The organism is Allobosea eneae (genome assembly GCF_042657265.1).
Classification (GTDB): Bacteria; Pseudomonadota; Alphaproteobacteria; order Rhizobiales; family Beijerinckiaceae; genus Allobosea; species Allobosea eneae.
This window is the reverse complement of sequence record NZ_JBHSLW010000047.1, coordinates 1-21,046: the sequence shown is the minus strand read 5'-3', so window position 1 is coordinate 21,046 and position 21,046 is coordinate 1. Positions and strand designations below refer to the sequence as shown.

The following is a 21,046-nucleotide window of genomic DNA, read 5'->3' as shown; positions in this document are numbered from 1 at the left end:
GTGTTGGAGTGTGATCCATGGCCAGTTCCCAGATGCAACGAAACGGGGCAGGGCAGGCGAATGTGGCGGCCCGCGTTGCGAGCAAGGTGAAGGATGCGCTGCGTAGCGACAAGGCCTTTGAGGCCGGGTCTCTTGCTCTCTCGGCTCGCATCGCCGGAGCTGCGGCTGCCGCTGTCGTGGATCTTCCTGTCGAAGCGCGTCGTGAACTCGGTAAGCGCCAGGGGGAGCTCGCGCGCGGCATCCGCAGGCTGGTCAAGGCCTTCAGCGACGAGCCGTTCGTCGGCAAGATCGAACTCGACCTGCCGGAGAACGTCGCCCCATCGACAGGTGAGGGGCTCGGTGAGATCGTCTCGGGTGAAGAGGGCGAGCGCTTGCTGAGTGACATCGCCGTCGCCCGAAGGCTGGAGGACTGGGCCGGCCCGGTTGCCGGCGCGACCGAGCTCAGCCGCGACTATGGCGTCCCGCGCTCGACGCTCAATCATTGGCATCACGCCGGCGAGGTTGTCGCCCTGCTGAAGGGGACGAGGAATCACGTCTATCCGGTCGAGCAATTTGTCGACGGGCGTCCTGCCAGAGGCCTCGCTGCGATCAGTGCCCTTGCCGGAAATTCCCGGATCGCCTGGTTCTGGCTCAGCAGGCCGAATGCCGCTCTTTCAGGACGGAAACCGATCGATGTCCTGAAGCAGGATCGCGTCGACGAGGTCGTCGACGTGGCCCGCGCCTATTTCGATGCGCAATGACGCTCGACAGAGTTGTTCTGCAACGTCTCGCCGTGCGGGAAGACGTCACCGGCTATGTAAGGATCGTCGGCCGCGCGCACGCCGCTACACCTTTGGGCATGGGCTTCGGCAAGACGCGGTTCTCAAGCCCGAAGGACAAGTTCCGTCTGCTCTACCTCGCCCAAGATCCGATGACGGCGGTCGCGGAAACGATCGTCCGCGACCGCTTTGAGCGCAAGACGAAACGCGAGATCTTGCAGGAGGAATTCGATCTCTATTCGGTAGCGGCAATCCGGAATTCCGCGCCGCTATTCCTGCTCGACCTTCGGCACGAGGGGGCAAGCCTTCTCGGCGTCTCGACCGACGCCGTGAGGGCCAAGGCGCAACTGGCGGGGCGGCGGTTCAGTCAGCAACTCTACGATCGTACCGACTTCGACGGGATCATCTATATGTCCCGCATCACCAACAAGCAGTGCATAGCGGTCTACGACCGTGCAGCGACATTGAAGCTTGAGGCCGACAGCCCCGCCCTTGATCTGCCCCGCCTCGGGTCGCTGCAGGCGATCCTGAATATGCTCCACATCACCGTTATCGCACGGGTTAGCGCATCGGTTCCCGGCCTCGGGTAATTCTGAAAGTAGAAACCCCGAGAACGTTGGACGGTGGGTCAGGTACCGACACCACCGGCATCTGTTCGCTCGAACCCCGTCGATGGACGGCCAAGGAAGCGTCAGGAGCCGCTGCGACCCTCGCCGTGATCCTTGATTTGACGCCTGACGTGGTCGATCGCCGCTTGGGCCTCAGCACTCAGATCGGCCTGCATTTCGGTCGACATCAGCTCGAGCTGCTCGGTGGCGGTTCTATCGGCATTCGCCTGGATCAAGGCGGAAATGCTGACGTTCCTGGCGCCCGGACGCAGCGGCAGTGCAAGCAACCGGGAAGGGGAGGGTGTGGGCTCTGCCGTTCGCTCCCCGCTCTTCGCGACTTTCGGGAGCGGAGCCGCTTCTGTCGGATGACCGGGTCTGAGCTCGACGATATCGTCGTCATCATTCTCAGCGAGGCGCTTCGGAACTGGCGTTGCTCCCTGTTCCGGCGGATGCGGCGTCTCCTCGATAATAGCGCCTGGTCCATCGAGGTCCGGCGGGGAGAGCGCGGCGGGGGCGAGGTTGGATCGTACGGGAGGCAGTACCTCGGGCTCGACGAGATCGATCTGCGGTTGGGAGGCCACCGGGGCGGTTTCCCGAGCAACCTTAGCCTTAACTTCCGCCAGCGATGTGAGCGGCTGCGCCTCCCAGGCGGGGAGGGGCGGGACTTTCAGGCGCCGGTCGCGGAACCGTCGATAGATCGCCTTGAACGGCGCGTCGCGGAAATACCTCAGCTTCCCGATCACGAAGCCCGGCGCATTCGGCACGAGTACGATCGCGCGGTCGGACGGCATCTGGCGCAATTCCTCGGCGGTACGTAGCGCGCGCTCCTGATAGCTGACGCTCTTGTCGCGGATGGCGAAGATGCCTTTGCCGGCGCGAATGATCGGGGTCCGCACCTCGATCGTGGTGGAGCCGAGCATCTTCGAGACGTATTCCGAGGTCTCCAGATCGTTCATGCGGATGAAGAGCTTGACTTGGCAGGCCGAGACGGTGGTTTGCCGCGTCGCCCGGCCATAGAGCTCGTCGAGCTGCGCGAGGTCCTGGAGGATCAGAACCATGCGGAAACCATAGCCGGCATTGATCGTAAGCTTGGAGACCAGCGACTCCATCTTGCCGAGCTGGCGGAACTCATCGATCACGATCAGGACCTGATGCGGCTCGCCCTCGCTCGGCATCGCGGTCATCAGCACATCGTGGATCTGCTGGATCAGGATCTTGATGATCGGCCGGAAGATGTCGAGCTGCGCGACCGAGCAGCCGATGAAGATGGCTGTCGGATCCTTGCGGAGCTGCGCGATGTCGAAATCGGTGCTCGCGGTCGCGGCCGCGACGAGATCGTTGGTCCAGGGATTCAGCGCGGCGGTCAGGTTGAAGTAGGCCGAGTTGCGGGTTTCCTTCTCGAGCGCGATAAACTGGTTGAGACCCTGGACGACCCAGCTCGGTAGAAACTCCTGCTCGTCGTCGCGGATATTGGTCAGCACGCGCAGGAATTCCACGCCCGTCGCGGTCAGGTTCGTAACCGCGCGAAGATGGCGCTGACCGTCATAGCGCGGGCTCGCGACGACATAGCCGATCAGGGCGGTGAGGAGCTGGCGGCCGGTGCGCGCCCAGATCTCCGAGGATCCGGTTCCCTCCGGAACGATGAAGGACGCGACCACGGCCGCGTCCGTTGCCATGTGCGCATCGCGACGGATGAAGTCGAGCGGATTGAAGCGATGCGTATCGCGCTCTCCCGGCGAGAACATGAACACCTTGTCGCCGAGCGCCTGGCGATGGGCGCCGATGGCCTCGAATATCTCGCGCTTCGGGTCGAACCAGACCGAGGAACCACGCCAGCTATAGCCGTTTGGGATGACGAAACTGACGCCCTTGCCCGACCGGGTCGGGCCGACGACGAGAACATGCGAGGGATCGTCCGAGGTGATCGTCGCGCCGCTCAGCCGGCCGAGGATCAGACCTTGCCTGGCCAGAAGTCCCTTCCGGCCGGCATCGATCAGACTGCCGAAGCGGGCATTGCCGTGATGGGTCGGCTTGCGCATGACGACAGCGAAAAGGGCGATGCCTGCGGCAAGCGCGAGCGTTACGCCAACGGCGACCAGCCCGCGCAAGATGGTCTCCTCGCGCGTGCCCGGATAGGCGAACCGCTGCGAAAAATGCTCCCAGGCGACGAGCAGGGCACCGGGATCGCGGCGGCTGTTCTGGTACTGAAGGAGCGCCCAACGCGATTTGCCCTCGCCGGCCAAGGCAGGATTCCAGCGCGCTGTGACGACGAGCTCGTAGGCGAGGCTGGTCAGGAGGAAGGCCGCGATCAGCGCAAGCAGGGCGATCAGCAGCCTAAACGCGTAGACGCGCGACATCGCCGGGGCCCTTTCTGGCCGCCTGCCAATCGGCCATGCGGTTGAAGAAGATCGCGGAGGTGCCGCGCCAGCCGCCGCGACGAGTCTGCTGGATGACAATCGGCAGGACCGATCGGATGTAATCGACAATCTCCGATTTCCGGAGCCCCAGGCCCGCCTGCATGACCATCAGGGCGAGTTGCTCGAAGGCGCCATGCGGACTATCGGCATGGATGGTGGTGATCGATCCGGGATGACCGGTATTGACGGCGCGCAGGAAGGAATAGGCTTCGGCGCCGCGAATCTCGCCGAGGAAGATGCGATCCGGCCGCAGTCGCATGGCGGCCTGCAGCAGGCTCTCGATCGTCACCCGCGCCTGACCCTGGTCGCCTTTCGAGGCGACGAGCGGGAGATAGTTTGGCTGGACCGGTTTTACCTCGCGCGTGTCCTCGATCGTGATGATCCTCTCCTCCGGCGGCACCTCGTGCAGGATCGCGTTCAGGAAGGTCGTCTTGCCCGACGACGTCCCGCCGGAGAGCAGGATCGAATAGCGCTCGGCCACGGCGAGCCGGATGAAGCTCTCGATCTCGCCGGCGTCGAGATGCTCGCAGAGCCGGATATCCGTCGCGCTCAATGCGTTCGGATCGCCGATATCGATCGCCTCGAACGAGCCGCGCTTGCGGTATTCCTGGAGACGCATGTCCTTCACGACCTGCTTGCGAATGGCGAAGGCGCCGCCATTGGTCGTCGCGGGCGGCAGCACGCCCTGGAAGCGCTCGCCGTCCGGCAGGGCGGCCGAAAGTAGGGGATGCTCCTCGTTGACGGACTGGCCACTGAAGGCGGCGACTCGTTCCATCAGATGGCGTAGCGCGGCGCGGCTGAGCTCCGGCACGGCATGGCGCTCCATTTCGGTGCCGCCGGCGACTTCGACCCAGACTTCGCCGGGCCGATTGGCGCAGATCTCGACGACTGTGTCGTCATCGAGCCAGCGACTGATCGGCTCCAGCGCTCGGCTCAGAAAGACGGTCCGGGTCGTATCGCTCATCGGTCTCGGCCGCGATTCGCATAATGGGAATTATGGAACATATTCCTATAATACAGATTTATTTCACAAGGCGTGCACGGGCCCGCTCATGCCGGATCTCCCGCAAGGCCTCCTTCACCGGGTCCGGATAGAAGGCCGAGAAATCGAGATCGCGCCGGACGAAGACCATGATGCGCGAGCCCTGGTCGACATGGATCGTCGGCGGGATGTTGATGGAGTCGCGCAGCGCCTCTTCGGCGATCCGATTCAAGGTCATTGAAACCTGCTGCGCGCCGATCTGCCGCGCGTAGAGTGCATTCTGGTTCGGCTGGCCCTGCACGAGCACCGGCTGCCCGGTGGTCGGATCGATGGTGCTGTACTGGTTCTGGCCGGACTGGTTGTCCTGCCCGAGATTGGCGATGAACTGCGTCGCGCCGCCGACGAGGCTGAGCAGGATGGCCGAGCCGAACTTCTCGACCCAGTGCTTGTCGACGATGCCGGTCATGCCGGTCCGGCCGAGTTCGTCGGTCCCCATCGAGCCGAGCTGCACGGAGACGCCGTCGCTTCGCAGCATCCGCGTCCAGACGATGAACACGCGGGTCTGGCCGGTACTCAGGCCGCTGCGATATTCGCCGATCAGGCGCGAACCGGCCGGAATGAGAATGCGGCGGCCATCGAACGACCAGACATTCTCGGAGACGACGGCGCGCACCATGCCCGCGAGATCGCTCTGGATCGCCGTCTCAAGCACGCCCTTGATCATGGTCCCCTGAGCGACCAAAGCGTCGATGCGCGGGTTTTTCGTCGCCTCCGAGACCTCGACGCCTGCCTGCCCGGTTCGGGCCAGGAAGCGTCGGTTCGGATCGTCTTCGGTATTGTCGGCGGCGACCGCCCCGCTGCCGTTGCGATTGGCGCCCCTCGCTTCTCCTGCTGTGCCGCCGCTATCGGCGACGAGCTGGCCGGCGCGCAGGCGCTCCCATTTCTTCCGCTCTTCCTCCGCCAGCCGCAACCGCTCCTCCTCGGCCAGCCGACGCGCTTCACTGTCGTCGGGCATGGCGCTCTGTTGGATGGGCGGCTGAAGCGGCGGCGGTGGTGGAGGGGCTTCGATCGTCGTCGGCGGTTGTGCCGGAGGCGGGGGTGGAGGCTCCGGCGCCGGCGGCACGGTGATGGTGCCGTTGTCGAGTTGCGGCCGCGGCGTGTCGATCGACGGGCCCGGATACTGGGTGGTCCGAAAGTCCTCCGTGTCCGGACTCGTGATCGAGGGGCGGTCGGACGCACGCATCGCGCTGTAGATCATCCAGCCGGCGACCAAGGCGGCGCCGGCCGGAACCACAACCTTCAGGAAGATTCCGACCCGCGAGGCGCGTGCCGCGACCACGCTGCCGGCGGCCTCTTCAGCCAGAGCCCGGTACTCGTTAGGAGATGGCATTGCGGGTCCTCGCCGGGCGCGGCTTCGGGCCACCGATGCGCTGTGGCGCATGAGGTTCCAGACCCGTCGGCTCGTTCACATTGTTGAGGCGCATGTTGAAGATGCAGATCGCGTCATCGCCGTTGCGCAGCGTCCACTGGTAATTGACCCGATCGACGACGAGATATTCGCCCTCCCTCCTGAAATTGATCAGGCTCTCGTTGCGCTCGGCGTCGACGACATAGATCGCGGGCGTCTCGCGCGCCGGATCGAAGCGGAAGAAGGTTTTCACGCCATCGTCGAAGATGACGAGCGGTTTGTTGGCGGAGGCGCCCTTGTAGCCATAGGCTGAGTTCACATTCTCCGCCCGCAGGTTGCGGAGATTGGGCTGCGCGGCGCGTTCGTGCGCCTGGGCCATCATGGCGGCGTTGTCGCCCTCCTCATCGGGATAGCGGAAGACGATCGAATAGACCTGCTGCGCGACCGGCCGGAACTCGCCCTTCAGGATGAAGACGTAGGAGCGCTTGTTGGTGAGCACGTTGAGATTGGCGTGGGCCTCCTTCTCGACGGGCTTCACGAAGAGGACGTTGCCCTTCTTGTTGGGCTCGATGCGCCAGGCCAGCGCGTCGCCGGCGCCGAGGGTCTCGATCCGTTCGTCCTCGGCAAAGGTGATCATGGTCGAGGCGCCATAGGACGCCTGCACCGAGACGACCTCATCCTTGTGATACCAGACATAGCGGATGCGGCTGTCGCGGGGGCCCGCACGTGGACTGAGTTCCGCTGCGGCCGGGAGGGCGAAGGCGACGGCCTGTATGATGAGAACCGCAAGCGCACTGATGCGCGCGAGGATTGTCATGGCCTGCCCCCTTCGGGCGAAACCGTCTCCTGGTCGCGCCGGTATTCGAGGACCTGGAAGCCGAGCGGGTTCTGGAAACGATATTCGTTGCGGGCGGGCGCCGCGGTGTAGCGGAAGCGGATCAGCGACACCCAGTGCCGGGTGACGATGTTCGTCTGGGATTTCTCCTCGGTCGAGAATCTGACGAGCGCGGTGCGCTGGTTCGGGAAGGTGACCGATTTGACGTTGACCGCGACGATCGTGTTCGAGCCGAGGATCTTGATCGGGTTCTGCGGATTGGCGGGGCTATAGAGCTCGACGAGCTCGCGCGAGGCGTCGCCCAATGAGAGGAGCTGAGCCAGGTCGAAATTGTCCTTGAGCGCCTTCGGATCATAGGTCTCGCGCGCCTTCACATAACGCACGAGATCGAAGGTCGCGATCGCCTCATCCTGCTGCAGCGGTCCTTCGGCCATCGGCCGCTTCACCTCGACGAAGCCCGTCGAGCGGTCGACCACGACCATATAGGGCTCATAGGTCTTGAGCGGCAGCGCTAAGACCAGGGCTCCAAGGGCAGCGACCGCGATCACCGACATGATGAGCGCGATCGTCCAGGCGATCGAGCGGGACCAGCGGTTGCGGCGGGCGATGTCGTTTTCCCAGATCGCTGCGTCGGTGTAATACGGCAAGGGCGGCGTCCTGCCCTGGGCGGCTCCCGCCGCCTCACTCACCATGTCCGTCATGCCTGTCCCTGACCGCTATGCGGTTTCTGTGAGTTTCTTCGCCAGGCGCTTGTAGTCAGCGCTCTGCTCGAACTCCCGTTGCGTGTACTGGAGACGCGCGCGTGCCCGCCCCGCATTGCGCTCTCCGGGCGTGGTCCAACCCGTTCGATCGAGCAGCTTTCTCCCGATCGCGCTGCCGCCCATGGCGGCGCCAAAGGCACCGATCCGCGAGTACATGCCGCCAAAGCGGGGCGACTGGACCGCGATGCCGCCGGCGATCGAGGCGGCAACCATCGTGATCTGCGAGAGCAGCAAGATGCCGATCACGCAGATGACCACGAGGGGCGCAGCTTCGGTGAAGCTCGTCGCCACCTTCGCGTTCGCCTGGTTGACCGCGTCGAAATAGCTCTGGCTGATCGAGATGAAGAAGGCGCAGAAGCCATAGACGAGGATCTGCACGCAAACATATTGCACGATCGAGGACGCCCAGCCCGAAAAGAACCGGCTCGTGTAGCCGAACAGCAGGAGGACGATGAAGATCGGGGCGAGTGCCAGCAGCAGCCAGAGGAAGATCTTGGCGAGAATGATCAGGAACAGGGCGTAGCCGACCAGCAGTGCTCCGAAAATCAGGATGACCGCGCCGAGAACATAGCCGCCGAAATTGAGCACGCCGAGATTCTTGATGAAGCTGGTCGTCGAGCCCGCGAGCGAGTCCCACATGTTCTGGAGCCCGGTCTGCACGCCGTTGACCGAGTTGAGCCCGGCCGAGGTCCCGGTGACGTTGGCGCTCACGCTCGTCAGCATCGCGTTGCCGATGGCTGAGGGACCCTCGTTCAGCATCTGATAGGCGAAGCTCTGAAAATCGTTCCAGCTTGTCGCCAGCGCATAGATCGCGAAGGCGCGCAGCAGCCGGAACGTGATCTCGGCTGGATTGCCCTGCGCGGTTCCCGACCAGATGCCGTAGGCCCAGACGATTACATAGAGCGTCAGGAGCAGCCCTGCGACGCCGACCTGTCCACCACCCGTCAGGGCGGAGGCGAGATTCTGATAGGCCTGGGCGACGAAATTGTTGCCGAAGCGGTCGACGGTCGAGAGCAGCGTCGTGATGTTGAAATTCATGCGCCGCGGCTCCGTGCTAACGCGCCGGAACCGCGTTGACGGGCTGCATCGGACCGCATTCGTCGGAGGCGGCGGAAGACACGGCTCCGAGCGATGAAAACGCCATCGGCACGATCGGCGGGCCTTCGTCGCGCGAGCACGGCGCCTTGAGCGGCTTCACCGCGCACCCGCCGATGAGCGCGGTCAGGACGCCGGCCGCGATGAGGCGCCCTCCCCTCATCGCCCCGCCTTGTACTCGAGCGCGCGGGTTGCCTGCGAGATCATGGTCATGCGGTCGATGTTGGGCTGGTTGGCCGCGGCCGTCGCCGTGTTCACCGCGCCGATCAGCTCGTTCACGGTGATGCCGGTTTGCACCATGATCTGGCTGTTCTGGTCGACGCTGCCCTTGAGGTCCTGTGCCTGTCCGATCATGCCCGCCCCCTGCTTGAAGGCGCCGCTGCGGGTCTGCACACCCGATTGCGTGGAGTCGACGAGGCCCGTGATGGTGCCGGCCGTATTGACGAGCTGCGAATAGCTCTTGTCCATGGGGCTGGTCTGGCCGTTGATCAGGCCGGAGATCGTCTTCACGAGCTGCAGGCCGTTGATGAGGCCCGAGACGACGTTCTGCGAGCCGCCGCCCATCCCGGCAAAGGACAGCGATCCCCCTGAGATCACGCTGCCAAGGGAGGGCGCGCCGCCCATCGAGAAGCTGCCGCCACCGAGCGCTATCTGGGAGAGCTGCCCCGCCTGACTGGTACGGTCGCCGGTCACGGCGGCAAGCGTCTTCTGCGTGAACTGCATGATCTGCCGGTCGGCAGCGAGGATGCTATTGGTCGTCGTCGCGATCTCCTGCGCCTTGCGCAGGTTCGCGTTGTCGATCACCGGCGTCTGGGCCGAGGCGGCGGCAGCGAAAAGCACGGCCGCGACGCTCACACACAGGGTCTGGATGGACTTGCGCATCACGATCGCTCCCTTCAGCGAGATTGGTACTGTCGGACCGCGGCCATGAGCTCATCGCTCGACAGCGGCTGTTGCGCGGCATTCGCCCGCGCGGCTTCGCGTTCGATCGCAAAGGAGACATTCCCCGCCGTGTCGTTGTCGCGGCGGGCGACGCAGCCCGACGCCGGCGTCGTCCCGTAGGGCGTCGTCGAGCAGCCCGCGGCTACGCAGGGGCTTGCGGCGGTCCCCTCCCCTGTCATCCCGGCCGGACATAGATTGATCGTCTGTGGCGGCCTAGCCTGTCCACGGGCCGATGTCGGCAGGGTAAAGCCGCGTGTGCCCTGACTGGTCATCGAGGCAGTGGCGAGATTGGGCAGGTTGAAGGCTTGCGTGAGAAACGTCACGCCGTGGATGGTCTCGTTGAAGGTGAGCCCGGTCTGCGTGCGGATCGCGCTGTTGCGGTCCATGGCCTCCATCAGGGTACCGTCCGAGCCGACCTCGCGGCCCATGCGTTCGAAGACCTGGCGGTTCGGCTGAAGCGAGGCCTGCACCGTCTCCATGCCGCCGATGACCTGGCCCGTGCCTTCGCGATCAGCGCGCGGCCCGGCCGTCCAGTCGGTCGCCGGCTGTGCCCCAGTGCTCGTGGACCCGGTCGTCGTCGGCTTGGCGAAAGCCGGCGACGTCTTGATGGTCGGATCGGCCTGATCGAGGGTTGCCGCGCCGCGGCCCGCATCGGGCTTCTGTGTCGGGCTTTTGACCGCATTGTCCTTCTTCGGCTTGGTCACGGAGCAGTTGATGCCCTGCGTAAATGTCTGGGTCTTGCCGGTGATGAGCTTGATCTCGACCTTCTTGGTGGACTCGTCCGTGCGCCGGTCGAGGATTGCCCCGTCATTCACGGGCACCGCAGCAAGGGTAGGGCCCGCGATCCCCGTTGCCAGCAGCATGAAGGCGAATGTCTGGAGCCGCATGATCAGTCCCTTCCCATGAAGACCGGCAGCCAGGCCTGCGGATCGTCACCGACGCGGGCGCGCAGCGCGTCGAGCTCGGCGACCGTCTCGGTGCGGCCCGACAGCACCTTGATCAGCTCCGGCATGCCCCGGAGATTGAGGCGCGCGATCACGCTGTCCTGGTCATGCTTGATCAGGAAGGAACGCGATTCCGCTGGCGTCGTCCGGATCCAGCGCACCTCGCGGGCCGAGAGGCGGAAGGCGCCGCCATAGGATGCCTCGTCGGCCTTCGGGTTCGGGAAGAAGATGTTCGTTGCCGATTGCTCGATGAGCGTGTGCGCGAGCTTGGAGTTCACGATATCGGCTGCCGATTGCGTGCCGAAGCCGATGACCCCGTTCTGCTTGCGGATGGTCTTCAGCTTGTCCTTGATGAAGTAACTGAAGACCTCGTCATCGAGGAGCCGCCAGCCCTCGTCGAGGAAGATCATCACCGGCTGGCCGTCCAGCAGCTCGTCGAGCCGGTGGAAGATGTACATCAGCGCCGCCGTGCGGTTGACGGGATCGTCGAGCACGCTGGTCATGTCGAAGCCGAAGATCGACGCCATCGAGAACGTGTCCTCGGTATTGTTGAACAGCCATCCGCGCTGGTCCTCGCGGATCCAGGGCTGCAGCCTGGCATAGAGATCGTCGTCGCCGGCCCGCATCGCGCCGCGCAGCAGCTCGGCGAACTCGTCGAGCGTCCGCCCTTCAGGCGGCGCCGTCAGGACTTGCGTGATCGCGTTGCGGATCACCTGCTCCTCGCGGGTCGAATGACCGATGCCGTCGGCGCGTCGGAGCATGAAGCTGAAGAGCTGGAACAGGAATTCGCGGTTCGAACCATTGTCGGAGAGCCGCAATGGATTGAATCCGGTCGGCTCGCCGGCACGCAGGACCTCGTATTGCCCGCCGAGCGCGCGCACGAAGATCTCCAGGCCGCGGTCCTTGTCGACCAGCACCAGCTTCGGCCGCGGCCGCACGCGCTGGGCCTGGGCTGAGATGAAGCCAAGGAACACGGTCTTGCCCGAGCCTGACGGCCCCGTGACCGTGAAATTACCGAGATCACGGACGTGGAAGTTGAAGAAATATGCGGTCTGTGATGTCGTCTCGAGAACCGAGATCGGCGTGCCCCAATGCGTCCCGCTCGCCTGTCCGCTTGGATAGTTATGGAGCGAGGAGAACCCGGCCATGTTCTTCGATGAGATCATGGAGGAGCGCGCGATATAGGAGGCATTGCCGGGAAGCTGCGCCCAGAAGGCCGGCTCGCAGTTCAGGTCCTCGCGCACCCAGATCGCCGAGACATCCGTCAGCGCCGTGCCGCAATCGGTGACGCATTTCGTCACCTCGTCCATGTCGCGGCCGAGGCAGAGCACGCTGAGATGGTGGTGGCCGTAGATCGATTCCGACGAGAGAAGCTCGTCGCGTGCATCCGAGATGTGCTCGGCAATGACGGAGCCGGCCTCGTCCGACATCTCGATCTGCCGGCCGACGCGGTCGATCTGCGTCATCGCGATCGGCTTGTCGATGATGGCGAAGGACTGCGTGACGATGAACTCGTGCGGCACCCGCAGCATCGGGTTGAGCATCCCCGGGCCGGTCAGCGCCGGATATTCGCTGACGGATAGCATCGCCCCGAAGCGGGTTTCGTCCGGCGAGGCGCCGCGGATCTCGACGGCGTTGCGGCCGAAGAACAGTCGTTTCATCGACAGGGCATCAGCGAGCTTCATGCGCGGCAGCGCCATCGGGCGCGGCATGCCGCCATTCACAAGCTGGACGAGGAATTCCAGCGGCTCCGAATGCCAGACGCCGCCGCGCTCGACGACCCGCAGGACCCGAGCGCCGTAGGCCTGCAGGGTCTCGCGCATGGCCGTCATCACGTCGGACAATTCGTTGACGGCTTGCTCCTCACTGAGCGAGCGGCCGTCCGCGTCGTGGCGCCCGAACAGCTTGCGCAACACGACATCGACCGTGCCGACACTGCCCTGGAGTTCTCGCCGGACGACGGTGAGATAGATGTCGTTCACGAACATCCGCCGCTGGCGCAGGCCGGCGGTGTAACGTTCGTCGAGCTCGCGGCAGAAATCGTTGTCGAAGGTCGAGGCGATCGAAGGCTTCACCTCGCGCCGGACGATATGGGTGTAGAGCGCGTAGCGCGACGAGCCCAGCGCCCGCAGGAGATCGTTGCAGCCGAGCAGTCGTGAATTGACCTCGCTGATATCGGCCGTCTCGAAGCAGAAGCCGGAAAGGTGCAGGAACGACATCAGCATGCCGTCATCCGTGCGGATGGCCTCATCCGAGACGTGCCGCGAATAGGGAATATGCGCGGCGACCGGGTTTTCGCGCCGCGACACCGCTCCAAAGCTCAGTTCGTCACGCAGTGCGCGCGCAATCACCATCGCTACACCCTGTAGCTCGTGGCGCCCCAGAACCCCGTGCTTCGGGGCGGGACCTTGCGACCGCGGATCAGCATGATCTCGAAGATCGCCGGATCGCGTACGATCATGATCCGGCCGATCGCGTAGAGCGGCAGGATGGTCAGCAGCATCAGGAGGTTTTTCGTCACGAGGAAGATGACGGCTGAAACCACGCCGATCAGCATGAAAAACTGATAGGGCACGCCAAGTAGGCTCGGCGGCCGGGTCAGTCCCTTCACCAGTGGGGTGATCAACGGCTGGTCGACATCCTCGGCCATGCGATCACCTGCCGACGGCCGATTGGAAGAACTGGACGATCTGGGCCGATCCGAAGACGAGCACGATGCCGAAGATGACGGATCCGGCAAAACCCCAGGTCAGGCGTCCGACGAAGGCCATGAGTCCGCAGGCGATGACGGCGAGCACCGCGAGCGATGTCGAGATCGGCCCGGTCAACGTGTTGACGAGTGTCTGCAGGGTGCTCTGGACAGGCTGAAGCTGACCGCCGCCGCTCTGTGCCAGAGCCGGCGCTGCCAGGGTCATAACCACGGCGCCTGCCAACGCGGTCCGTCCGATCCAGCCCTCAAGCCTCATGGTCTTGCTCTCCTTCAGTCGAAATTCTGGACGAAGCCGCCCTGCCAACCCTCGGCCTGACGGCGCGCGCCGGCCCGGGCCGGCGGGGTCGTTCTCGGCAGGCTTCCGGTGGGTTCGCCGGTGGACTCGTTGCGTCCGCGCCTGGGTGCGGGCCCGAAGGCGTCGGTCCGGCTGTTAAGGGCGGGCCACTGATAGAAGTCGTTCAGCACCGCCGCGACGAAGCCGACGGTCTCGTTGATCGGCGGTACACCACCCGCCTCGAGGACGGCCGGCTCGCCGGCGTTGTAGGCGGCAAGCACATAGACCGGATTGCGGTATTTCGCGGTCAGTTCACGCAGGAAGGCGATGCCGCCGCGCACATTGTCTTTCGGATCGCAGATGTCGACGCCGTAGGCCTGGGCGGTCGCCGGCATGAGCTGCATCAGCCCATAGGCGCCCTTCCCTGAGAGGCTCGCCGAATTGAACTGGCTTTCGGCCTGCGCGACCGCCAGCACGAACTCGGGCATGAACTGCTCTTCGCGCGCCGTTGTCTCGACCAGACGTCTTGCCTCCTCCCGGCTGAGAGCAACGCGCTCCGCGCAGGGCGATGCTATGGTTTTCGCGACATCCGGATCAGCGCGGGCGCCCTCCCCGATCCGCTGCACGGGCTCGGCCGAGCCGGCGCCTCCCGGGACGATCCGCCCTTCCGGATCGACCGAGGCAGACCTGACCGCGGGGCGCTCGGCCGGCGCCGGAAGACGCTCCTGGCGCTTGGCCGGGACAGGGCTGTTTGCGTCCGATTGCTGCGCCGAAGAGGCACTTGCGGCAGCGAGAAGCGTGATCCCTGCCAGCGCCGTTCTGCGTCGGGCGCTCATTTCGGTTTGCTCCGCATCATGCTCTACGCTTAATATATTGAGCGAGATGCAGGCAACCAAAAATCACGGAGCGATCACATGAAGCGCTGGAATCTGTTCGCGACGCTCGCAATTCTGCCGACGCTCACGGCGATTTCGCCTGCGCCCGCCCGGGCCGATACCTTCGGCTGTACCGTGCTTCTTTGCATGCTGAATCCGCAAGGATGGGCGTCGGTGCCCTACTGCGTTCCGCCGGTCCAGAAGGCCCTCGCCCTTGCGGCGAGCCGCCGTTCCTGGCCGCAATGTCCGGAGGCCAACATGTCGGCGCACCCCGACAAGGCGGGCGAATCCACCGACATCCTGGGCCAAGACGGCACGACGCGCGTGCCGCTTCGCAACTCTCCTGCGCCGTGATCCGTAGCGTCGCCCTTGCGCTCGCCGTCTCCATCGCCGGCAACGCCCCTGCGCAAGAGCCCGCGAAGCCCAATCCCTGGTTCGCGGTCCCGAAAGGCGCGGTCTTCACGACCGGCGACACCTGGACCTATGCCGGCGAAACCCATCGACTCTACGGCGTCCAGGCCTGCCTGCGCGGCACCCACTTCACCAATCCCAGCGGTGCCCGGATCGATTGCGGCGAGGCGAGCCTGACGATGCTCGTCTCGCTCGTCCGCGACCTTAATCCGCTCTGCTATTCGGCAGGGTGGCAGGCCGCCTCGAAGACGCGCTTCGTGATTTGCGTCGCGCAACCCGGCCAGGGCGCGGGCGCCGGCTCACGGATCGATCTCGGCACGGCGCTGATCTCCAGCGGATGGGCGTTTGCCGCCGTAAACCCGGCGGGAGCAGCGGTCCACGAGCCCTACCTGGTCGCCCAGGCCGTCGCCCGGAAGGAGCGCCTCGGCCTCTGGCAGTTTCCCGATATACCGGACCCGAACGCCATCATCCTCCGGCAGATTCGCGAAGGTGCTGGTGCTACTTCGGGCGCTCCCCTCCCCGCTCCGCCTCCAGCTCGATGATGGGCCGGTTCCCGTCGTCCCCTGTGAGCGTTTCGGCACGTCGGTGCATGAGGAAGCCGAGGGCAAGCGCCAGGCCGGAGAGCCCACCGATGAATAGCGTGGCGAACAGACCCGGGTCTCGCCACAGCGTCGCCTCGTCCCAGTTCGCGATCAGCCGGAAACCACCGAAGGCGAGGATCAGGATTGTCGCCACGATGATCCCCAATCGTGGATCGATCGCGAATCGCGTCAGCACAGCTTTCCTCCCTCTGCGGCGTTGCGCGATCTCGCTTGAAGCGCTTCACAAACCGATGTCCGAGGCCAACCGATGACCTTCTCCAAGCCCGTGATCACGGTGATCGTCAGTCTCCTCCTGACGTCGATCGCAGCGGCTGCCGAGATCCGGGGCGTCCCAAAAATCCTCGACGGCGACACCGTCGAGATCGCCCACCAGCGCATCCGAATTTTTGGGATCGACGCGCCGGAGATGGAGCAGCTCTGCCTTGATGCAGCGGCCCAGCGCTCCACCTGCGGCCTCAGTGCCCGCAATGCACTGTCGTCATTCGGCACCCAGCGGTCATGGTCCTGCACGAGCGTCGACGTCGACCAGTACGGCCGACACGTCGCGCGCTGCCAGATCGAAGGACAGGACGTCGGACGCTGGATGGTCGCACAAGGGTGGGCGCTCGCCTTCATCCGCTATTCCTCCGCTTATGTTGAAGACGAGAAAGCAGCTCGCGCCGCCCGACGCGGGCTCTGGAGCGGCGCCTTCATCGCCCCGTGGGACTGGCGATCCCGCAGTACCAACACCGTGATCCATGGTGCCGTCAGCGTTCCGGCCGGTGCGCAGAAGATCCTCCTCAATTCGGTCTCGGAGGCCGGGGCCCCCGCGGGGGCGTGTGCGATCAAGGGAAACTTCAGGGCGGATGGCTCCTGCATCTACCACCAACCAGGTCAGCGCTTTTACGACGCCGTGCACATGAACGGGTCGGATCGAAAGCGATGGTTCTGCACGCCGGCGGAGGCCGAGAAGGCGGGTTGCCGCGCGGCGCGTTGGTAACGCGCGAAGCGGTCGCGGGCTTGCTGCCTTCGTCGCCTAATTTCGATCAATGAACCCCATGATCAACGTCTTCACAAGGCGAATGCCTCGGCGCAGGAGCGCCAAGGCGATGAGTCCCAACACGGCGAAAGCGAAGGCATATCCAAGGCCCGGTATCCAGCGCTCGACGGTGTCGGCGGCGATGCCCATGCCGCTGGCGAACAGAAAGAGCAGCAGCAGAAATCCGAGGATTCCGTCGAAGCTCGGAGCGTCCCCGGACCGGAATCCCTGCTGGTTCATCTCATTATAGGTGTGCGGGTGCCAGCGCTTATCCATCTGATATCGCTCGCAGTTTGACGGAGTTGCGGGAGGCTTTCGTCTCGCTCCCCACCGTTCGATCTCCCTCCTGCTCGGCAGACCCTGTTGCCTGTCTCGCTTAATATATTGATCTAACGCTGCCGAATGCTTTATGCAATGTCTTCGGTCCAACCGGGGCGCGAGCATGCATCTGCCGCTGGTTGTCAGCGGCGCTTCGCACCTGTCCTGCCAGGAACGGTGGCGCGTTCGGTGTCAGCGCAAACCGCGAATGGCGCGAGATGCCCGCGCGCCGGAAACGGAGATCAGCTTGGATGAGGCGATGGCTTCGCTTTCTGTCCGGTCGCCTTGTCCCGCTTCTCCTCGCGACGGGAACGTCCGTCGCGCAAACTCCGTCGGCACCACCGAGCGCGACTGCGGCGCCGCAGTCGCCGGACCTCTACTCGCCGCAGTCGACAACCGCGACGGTTCCTATGCGCGTCGAAGTCGTGACGAGCACGACCTTCCGCGACGTTGAAACCAGGCAGCTCTATCGCCTCTATGGCGTCGACGCCTGCGAATCTAACCAAACGGCCGCTCTCGGCAAGCAGACCTGGCCCTGCGGGATCGTCGCAACCGCCTGGCTCGTCAACGTCACCCTCAACCGGTGGGTGGCCTGCACGCCCATCCGGCAGAGCGAGTCCCTGAAGCTTGGGCGGTGTGCGACCGGCGAGATTCCGGATCTGGCCGCCGAGATGCTGAAGCTCGGCCACGCGATCACCCTCCCCTCCCCCGAGGACCGGCTGATCCCGACCTACGCCCAGCTCGAGAAGGATGCGCGGGCCGCCTATCGCGGCATTTGGGCGAGTTCGTTTCAGATGCCGTGGACGTTTCGGCAGCAAGCCAGCCCTCCGACCAAACCATGACGGATCCGACCATCATGCGCCGCTACTTTTTGCAGATTGGGACCGCGGCCGCAGCCGTTACGCTGGCGGGCTGTGCCTCGCAGCCGACTAGCGATGCGCAGGTCTCGTCGCCGGCTACCAGCGCCTACCTTACCCCGGAACAGGTCGATCGCGGTGGACAGGAATACGGCTCCGGCTACGAGCGGTTCCCACCTGTCATGACCGCGCGCACCGGCTATCCGACGCAGAACCAGGCCAATGCCGCGCTACGGCTCTCGCGCTGGGGAACGGTGCCGATCCGAACGCTCGTCACGAAAGAGGGCGTCAGGACCATCGCCGTGTCAGCCGATCTCCCTGACGCCCTCGCCCATCGCGTGCGCCTGTTCGCTTGTCGGCCGGGGGCCCTGGACGGCGTGACCGGCCGCGTTCAGACCTATCGCGGCCCCGTCGTCGTCTGCGCCTCCGATCTGATCGGCGCCGATGGCGCGATCCTGGCGCGCGTTCCGCTCAATTTCTACTACTGGCAAGGCGCCTGGCGGGTTCAGGATCCCCGGCCCGGCTACAAGCCGGTGCCATGGGTCGAGAACGAGCCCTCCCCGCCCAAGAGTTCCGGTTGGCTACCCTGGCGGGATCGCTACTGATCCCCAGTCCCTTTCGCCATCGAGACGCCCGCCTAGGCCATGACCGCATCGGGTTCGAACGGCTCGCGGCGAGGCCAGTGACCTCCGCTCACCGACCAGCCCCTCATTCCGGCTCGACAACTGATAGCTCAATATATTAAGCAAAGACGAATTGTGAGGAAGGCCATGCTCGCGCGATCGACTATGGCGCTGGGTGCCGCATTGTTCTCGTCGCCTCCGGGTCTGGCGCAGTTGCCGTTGACGGAGCCCGGCAAATGGCGGCCGGTCGTCTATGCCGATCTCCAGCTTCCGGGCGAAACCGCCCTCCCCTATGCTTCGCTCTGGGCCGACGAGCTCAGGCGTAACAATGATGCCTACAAGGCCAAGGGCGACAGGCGCTTCCTGGTGGCGAACGCCCCAGCTGCCGAGAGTCATGTCGTGATCCGGAGCCCGGAACGGGTGGTCGTCCTGTCGGTGCTGCATACGGTCACAGCCTGCACGACCCTGCGCAGGGACGTGGCCCACGCGACCCTGAAGAGCTGCCCGATGCGGCTCGCGATCTACGAGAACGGGCAGTCGCGCGTTGCCGATGCCGGCAGAGGCTGCTTCATCGAATATGCGGCCAGCCAGGGCGGCTCCGCGCCCGACATGGTGCGCAACGCGGCGCTCGCCGCCTACGACATCGAGAGCCGCACGATCCGCGCCGGCATCGTCTTCCAGGGCCAAGCCGCGGACGAATGCCAGTTCCGCGTGCCCATTCCCCGATCCTGAGGAGGTTCATATGCGATCGTCGTCGAGCCGAACCGAACCTGAGGATCCACTGTGCCGCGGCTCGTCGCGTTGCGGTCAAGGCAACCCTGCGGGCGCGCTGCGCGCGGCCTTGACCGCTGCGCCGCTCCGCGGCCGGGCCGTGGCCTCAGGTTCTCGGAGGTTCGCCATGACGACCAGCATCGCATTCGCGCTCAGCATCGGCCTGGGCGCTGCTTCATACGCCCTCGACATCCACGAGTTGCGCCCGGGCTCCTATGTCCAGCGGCCGGCTTCCTGCAGTGCTCTCGGAGGCGCCGGGACCATGACCTTCGATGGACGCAATTTCTCGGGCCACTATCAGATGTGCCGAACCGATCCGCTCGACGGGTCGCGCGTTCGCAACACCTGCATTGAGGCACAGGGGGCCAATCGGCCCGATCCCAAGGAGATCGACACCGACCCGGACCGGACGGTCGTCGAAGCGACGGTCACGGTGCAATCGCAGACATCCTTCACGATGTCCGGCAAGCAATTCCAGTTCTGCGGAGAGTGAGATGCATCGGCCTCTCGTGACCGCGGCACTGACACTGCTCGCGACCGTGTCTTTCGCGAGTACCTGTCCTCAAGGGGATGAGATGCTCAAGAATAACACGCCTCTGGCATCCCTCTGTCCGAATGGATTCACCTCGCAATCCGGCGGCGACATCGCGACGGCGATGGATCGGCAGAAGAACAACGTCTCGATGGTCTACGCATCCGCGCAGAACATGGGTGTTCCGCCCGAGCTTGCTCTGGCCGTCAGCTATCATGAAGCGGTCGGGTTCAATTCCTGCGCCGGCTCGGATACCGGCGTCAAAGGGCCGATGCAACTCACGAAGCGGACTGGCCGATTCTACGGCTACGATCGCGACATCAACGAGCAGAATATCAATGGCGGCATGAAGGTCCTGAAAACCGCCTACGACACATGCGGGATGGACTATGCCTGCCTTTCGGCCAACTACAACGGCTCACCCCGGCCGGGCGAGCAGGCCGGGTGGGCGCGTGGCGTCGGGGCCGCTCATCAGAAATTGCTCAATACGCCGAGCCTGATGGCGAAGGCGTGCAGCGGAGCCCAGTCTGCAGCCTGTGTTAGTCCCGGCGACTTTCCCAACCCCGGCACGAGTCCCAGCCTGGTTGCAGGATCTGCTGCGCCCGCGGGAAATGCGGGGCTGGCGGGCATCGTCCCGCAACCTATGGATACCGACATCGTCGTTGGATCGCGGATGGCGGAGCGCCGGTCGGGCAGCGCTCTCACCCGGGGCTGATCTATTCGTCAGGCGGTTCAGCCTTCGAAACAGAACGCTGCGACTGCTGGGGGGCTTGATCGTCGTCGAAGCGCTCGTCCGAATATTCGTGGGACAAGAGCTGATCGATCTCGTCGGCCGAGAGGCCGTATGACTGCGCCCCGCTGCTGACGGTTTCGTCACGAATGCCAAGGAGGCTCCAAACAGAAACCTCATACGAAGCCGCCAGGGTGAGCAATGTCGCGAAGCTTGGATTCCCTTTTCCATTGCGCAGCAGCGCTAACGTCCGACGCGAAATCCCGGACTTCTCGGCAAAGGCCGCATAGCTGGGAAAAGAGCGCTCAATCTGCCGAAGCCGCAATGCAAGCACACTATTTAGCCACCTATCGGTCGTATCGGCAGGCTTTCTCCCAGGCATCGTCATAGAGCCTCGACTTTTGATCAGGCTCAATAAATTAACCCGGGGAAACGAACCGAGTCGAGACGTAAGGGGGCTGTTCACGCAACTAATGTAAGCGCGTAGCTGGAACCGTTCAGTTCTTGAAGTTCCAAGGCATGAGCTGGTCGATCTGAGAGATGGGCCAGCGATTGGCGATGCGTTCGAGGGTCTG

25 protein-coding genes are annotated in these 21,046 nt (G+C 64.6%); 10 read left to right on the top strand and 15 right to left on the bottom strand.

Annotated features, from left to right (window positions below):
• Positions 1 to 17 precede the first annotated feature (17 nt).
• The gene (locus ACFPOB_RS24375; RefSeq protein WP_377800946.1) at positions 18 to 740 is read left to right on the top strand and encodes an antitoxin Xre/MbcA/ParS-like domain-containing protein; all 723 of its coding nucleotides are present in this window, start codon (positions 18 to 20) and stop codon (positions 738 to 740) included.
• On the top strand, positions 737 to 1,348 hold the full coding sequence (locus ACFPOB_RS24370) for an RES family NAD+ phosphorylase (RefSeq protein WP_377800945.1): 612 nt from the start codon (positions 737 to 739) through the stop codon (positions 1,346 to 1,348). The genes ACFPOB_RS24375 and ACFPOB_RS24370 overlap by 4 nt, the downstream gene beginning before the upstream one ends.
• Positions 1,349 to 1,449: 101 nt before the next feature.
• Here the strand turns inward: ACFPOB_RS24370 and ACFPOB_RS24365 are convergent, their stop codons facing one another.
• From ACFPOB_RS24365 to ACFPOB_RS24310, 12 genes are all read right to left on the bottom strand, one after another.
• On the bottom strand, positions 1,450 to 3,723 hold the full coding sequence (locus tag ACFPOB_RS24365) for a type IV secretory system conjugative DNA transfer family protein (RefSeq protein ID WP_377800944.1): 2,274 nt from the start codon (positions 3,721 to 3,723) through the stop codon (positions 1,450 to 1,452).
• Positions 3,701 to 4,747, bottom strand: a complete 1,047-nt coding sequence (gene virB11, locus ACFPOB_RS24360) for a P-type DNA transfer ATPase VirB11 (protein WP_377800943.1) — start codon at positions 4,745 to 4,747, stop codon at positions 3,701 to 3,703. The genes ACFPOB_RS24365 and virB11 overlap by 23 nt, the downstream gene beginning before the upstream one ends.
• Positions 4,748 to 4,805: 58 nt before the next feature.
• Positions 4,806 to 6,155, bottom strand: coding sequence for a type IV secretion system protein VirB10 (gene virB10 / locus ACFPOB_RS24355; protein ID WP_377800942.1), 1,350 nt, complete (start codon positions 6,153 to 6,155; stop codon positions 4,806 to 4,808).
• The gene (virB9, locus tag ACFPOB_RS24350; protein WP_377800941.1) at positions 6,142 to 6,990 is read right to left on the bottom strand and encodes a P-type conjugative transfer protein VirB9; all 849 of its coding nucleotides are present in this window, start codon (positions 6,988 to 6,990) and stop codon (positions 6,142 to 6,144) included. The genes virB10 and virB9 overlap by 14 nt, the downstream gene beginning before the upstream one ends.
• Positions 6,987 to 7,709 (bottom strand): VirB8 family type IV secretion system protein, encoded by a 723-nt coding sequence (locus ACFPOB_RS24345; RefSeq protein WP_377800940.1) that lies wholly within the window; start codon positions 7,707 to 7,709, stop codon positions 6,987 to 6,989. Before ACFPOB_RS24345 ends, virB9 begins: the two co-directional genes overlap by 4 nt.
• A 15-nt stretch (positions 7,710 to 7,724) precedes the next feature.
• Positions 7,725 to 8,807 (bottom strand): TrbL/VirB6 family protein, encoded by a 1,083-nt coding sequence (locus ACFPOB_RS24340; protein WP_377800939.1) that lies wholly within the window; start codon positions 8,805 to 8,807, stop codon positions 7,725 to 7,727.
• A gap of 216 nt (positions 8,808 to 9,023) precedes the next feature.
• Complete coding sequence (locus tag ACFPOB_RS24335) at positions 9,024 to 9,746, bottom strand: conjugal transfer protein (RefSeq protein WP_377800938.1); 723 nt, start codon at positions 9,744 to 9,746, stop codon at positions 9,024 to 9,026.
• 14 nt (positions 9,747 to 9,760) lie between these two features.
• Positions 9,761 to 10,669, bottom strand: coding sequence for a hypothetical protein (locus tag ACFPOB_RS24330; protein WP_377800937.1), 909 nt, complete (start codon positions 10,667 to 10,669; stop codon positions 9,761 to 9,763).
• 26 nt (positions 10,670 to 10,695) lie between these two features.
• Positions 10,696 to 13,104 (bottom strand): VirB4 family type IV secretion/conjugal transfer ATPase, encoded by a 2,409-nt coding sequence (locus ACFPOB_RS24325; protein WP_377800936.1) that lies wholly within the window; start codon positions 13,102 to 13,104, stop codon positions 10,696 to 10,698.
• 2 nt (positions 13,105 to 13,106) lie between these two features.
• Positions 13,107 to 13,400, bottom strand: coding sequence for a VirB3 family type IV secretion system protein (locus ACFPOB_RS24320; RefSeq protein ID WP_377800935.1), 294 nt, complete (start codon positions 13,398 to 13,400; stop codon positions 13,107 to 13,109).
• Positions 13,401 to 13,404: 4 nt separating this feature from the next.
• Positions 13,405 to 13,716, bottom strand: a complete 312-nt coding sequence (locus ACFPOB_RS24315; RefSeq protein WP_377800934.1) for a TrbC/VirB2 family type IV secretion system protein — start codon at positions 13,714 to 13,716, stop codon at positions 13,405 to 13,407.
• Between the two features lie 14 nt (positions 13,717 to 13,730).
• Positions 13,731 to 14,630, bottom strand: a complete 900-nt coding sequence (locus tag ACFPOB_RS24310; RefSeq protein WP_377800933.1) for a lytic transglycosylase domain-containing protein — start codon at positions 14,628 to 14,630, stop codon at positions 13,731 to 13,733.
• Positions 14,631 to 14,648: 18 nt separating this feature from the next.
• Between ACFPOB_RS24310 and ACFPOB_RS24305 the strand changes: the two genes are divergently transcribed.
• Both ACFPOB_RS24305 and ACFPOB_RS24300 read left to right on the top strand, forming a co-directional pair.
• Positions 14,649 to 14,963 carry a hypothetical protein gene (locus ACFPOB_RS24305; protein WP_377800932.1) on the top strand — a complete coding sequence of 105 codons (315 nt, stop codon included), beginning with the start codon at positions 14,649 to 14,651 and terminating at the stop codon, positions 14,961 to 14,963.
• Positions 14,960 to 15,562 carry a thermonuclease family protein gene (locus tag ACFPOB_RS24300; protein ID WP_377800931.1) on the top strand — a complete coding sequence of 201 codons (603 nt, stop codon included), beginning with the start codon at positions 14,960 to 14,962 and terminating at the stop codon, positions 15,560 to 15,562. Before ACFPOB_RS24305 ends, ACFPOB_RS24300 begins: the two co-directional genes overlap by 4 nt.
• On the opposite strand, the gene ACFPOB_RS24295 is transcribed toward ACFPOB_RS24300, so the two are convergent.
• The gene (locus ACFPOB_RS24295; protein ID WP_377800930.1) at positions 15,519 to 15,797 is read right to left on the bottom strand and encodes a hypothetical protein; all 279 of its coding nucleotides are present in this window, start codon (positions 15,795 to 15,797) and stop codon (positions 15,519 to 15,521) included. The genes ACFPOB_RS24300 and ACFPOB_RS24295 overlap by 44 nt on opposite strands.
• Positions 15,798 to 15,869: 72 nt before the next feature.
• Here ACFPOB_RS24295 and ACFPOB_RS24290 point away from each other — a divergent pair, with 72 nt between their 5' ends.
• Positions 15,870 to 16,601, top strand: a complete 732-nt coding sequence (locus tag ACFPOB_RS24290; protein ID WP_377800929.1) for a thermonuclease family protein — start codon at positions 15,870 to 15,872, stop codon at positions 16,599 to 16,601.
• Between the two features lie 36 nt (positions 16,602 to 16,637).
• Here ACFPOB_RS24290 and ACFPOB_RS24285 read toward each other — a convergent pair whose 3' ends face one another.
• Positions 16,638 to 16,916: a hypothetical protein gene (locus tag ACFPOB_RS24285; RefSeq protein WP_377800928.1), complete on the bottom strand. Its 279-nt coding sequence runs from the start codon at positions 16,914 to 16,916 to the stop codon at positions 16,638 to 16,640.
• 452 nt (positions 16,917 to 17,368) lie between these two features.
• Here ACFPOB_RS24285 and ACFPOB_RS24280 point away from each other — a divergent pair, with 452 nt between their 5' ends.
• The 5 genes from ACFPOB_RS24280 to ACFPOB_RS24260 all read left to right on the top strand — a co-directional run bounded on the left by ACFPOB_RS24280 (position 17,369) and on the right by ACFPOB_RS24260 (position 20,456).
• Positions 17,369 to 17,800: a thermonuclease family protein gene (locus ACFPOB_RS24280; protein ID WP_377800927.1), complete on the top strand. Its 432-nt coding sequence runs from the start codon at positions 17,369 to 17,371 to the stop codon at positions 17,798 to 17,800.
• A gap of 14 nt (positions 17,801 to 17,814) precedes the next feature.
• The gene (locus ACFPOB_RS24275; RefSeq protein WP_377800926.1) at positions 17,815 to 18,420 is read left to right on the top strand and encodes a hypothetical protein; all 606 of its coding nucleotides are present in this window, start codon (positions 17,815 to 17,817) and stop codon (positions 18,418 to 18,420) included.
• 165 nt (positions 18,421 to 18,585) lie between these two features.
• Positions 18,586 to 19,170 (top strand): hypothetical protein, encoded by a 585-nt coding sequence (locus tag ACFPOB_RS24270; RefSeq protein WP_377800925.1) that lies wholly within the window; start codon positions 18,586 to 18,588, stop codon positions 19,168 to 19,170.
• 166 nt (positions 19,171 to 19,336) lie between these two features.
• Positions 19,337 to 19,702 (top strand): hypothetical protein, encoded by a 366-nt coding sequence (locus ACFPOB_RS24265; RefSeq protein WP_377800924.1) that lies wholly within the window; start codon positions 19,337 to 19,339, stop codon positions 19,700 to 19,702.
• A gap of 82 nt (positions 19,703 to 19,784) precedes the next feature.
• Positions 19,785 to 20,456, top strand: coding sequence for a transglycosylase SLT domain-containing protein (locus tag ACFPOB_RS24260; RefSeq protein ID WP_377800923.1), 672 nt, complete (start codon positions 19,785 to 19,787; stop codon positions 20,454 to 20,456).
• 1 nt (position 20,457) lies between these two features.
• Here ACFPOB_RS24260 and ACFPOB_RS24255 read toward each other — a convergent pair whose 3' ends face one another.
• Complete coding sequence (locus ACFPOB_RS24255) at positions 20,458 to 20,886, bottom strand: helix-turn-helix transcriptional regulator (RefSeq protein WP_139219070.1); 429 nt, start codon at positions 20,884 to 20,886, stop codon at positions 20,458 to 20,460.
• Positions 20,887 to 21,046: the final 160 nt, after the last annotated feature.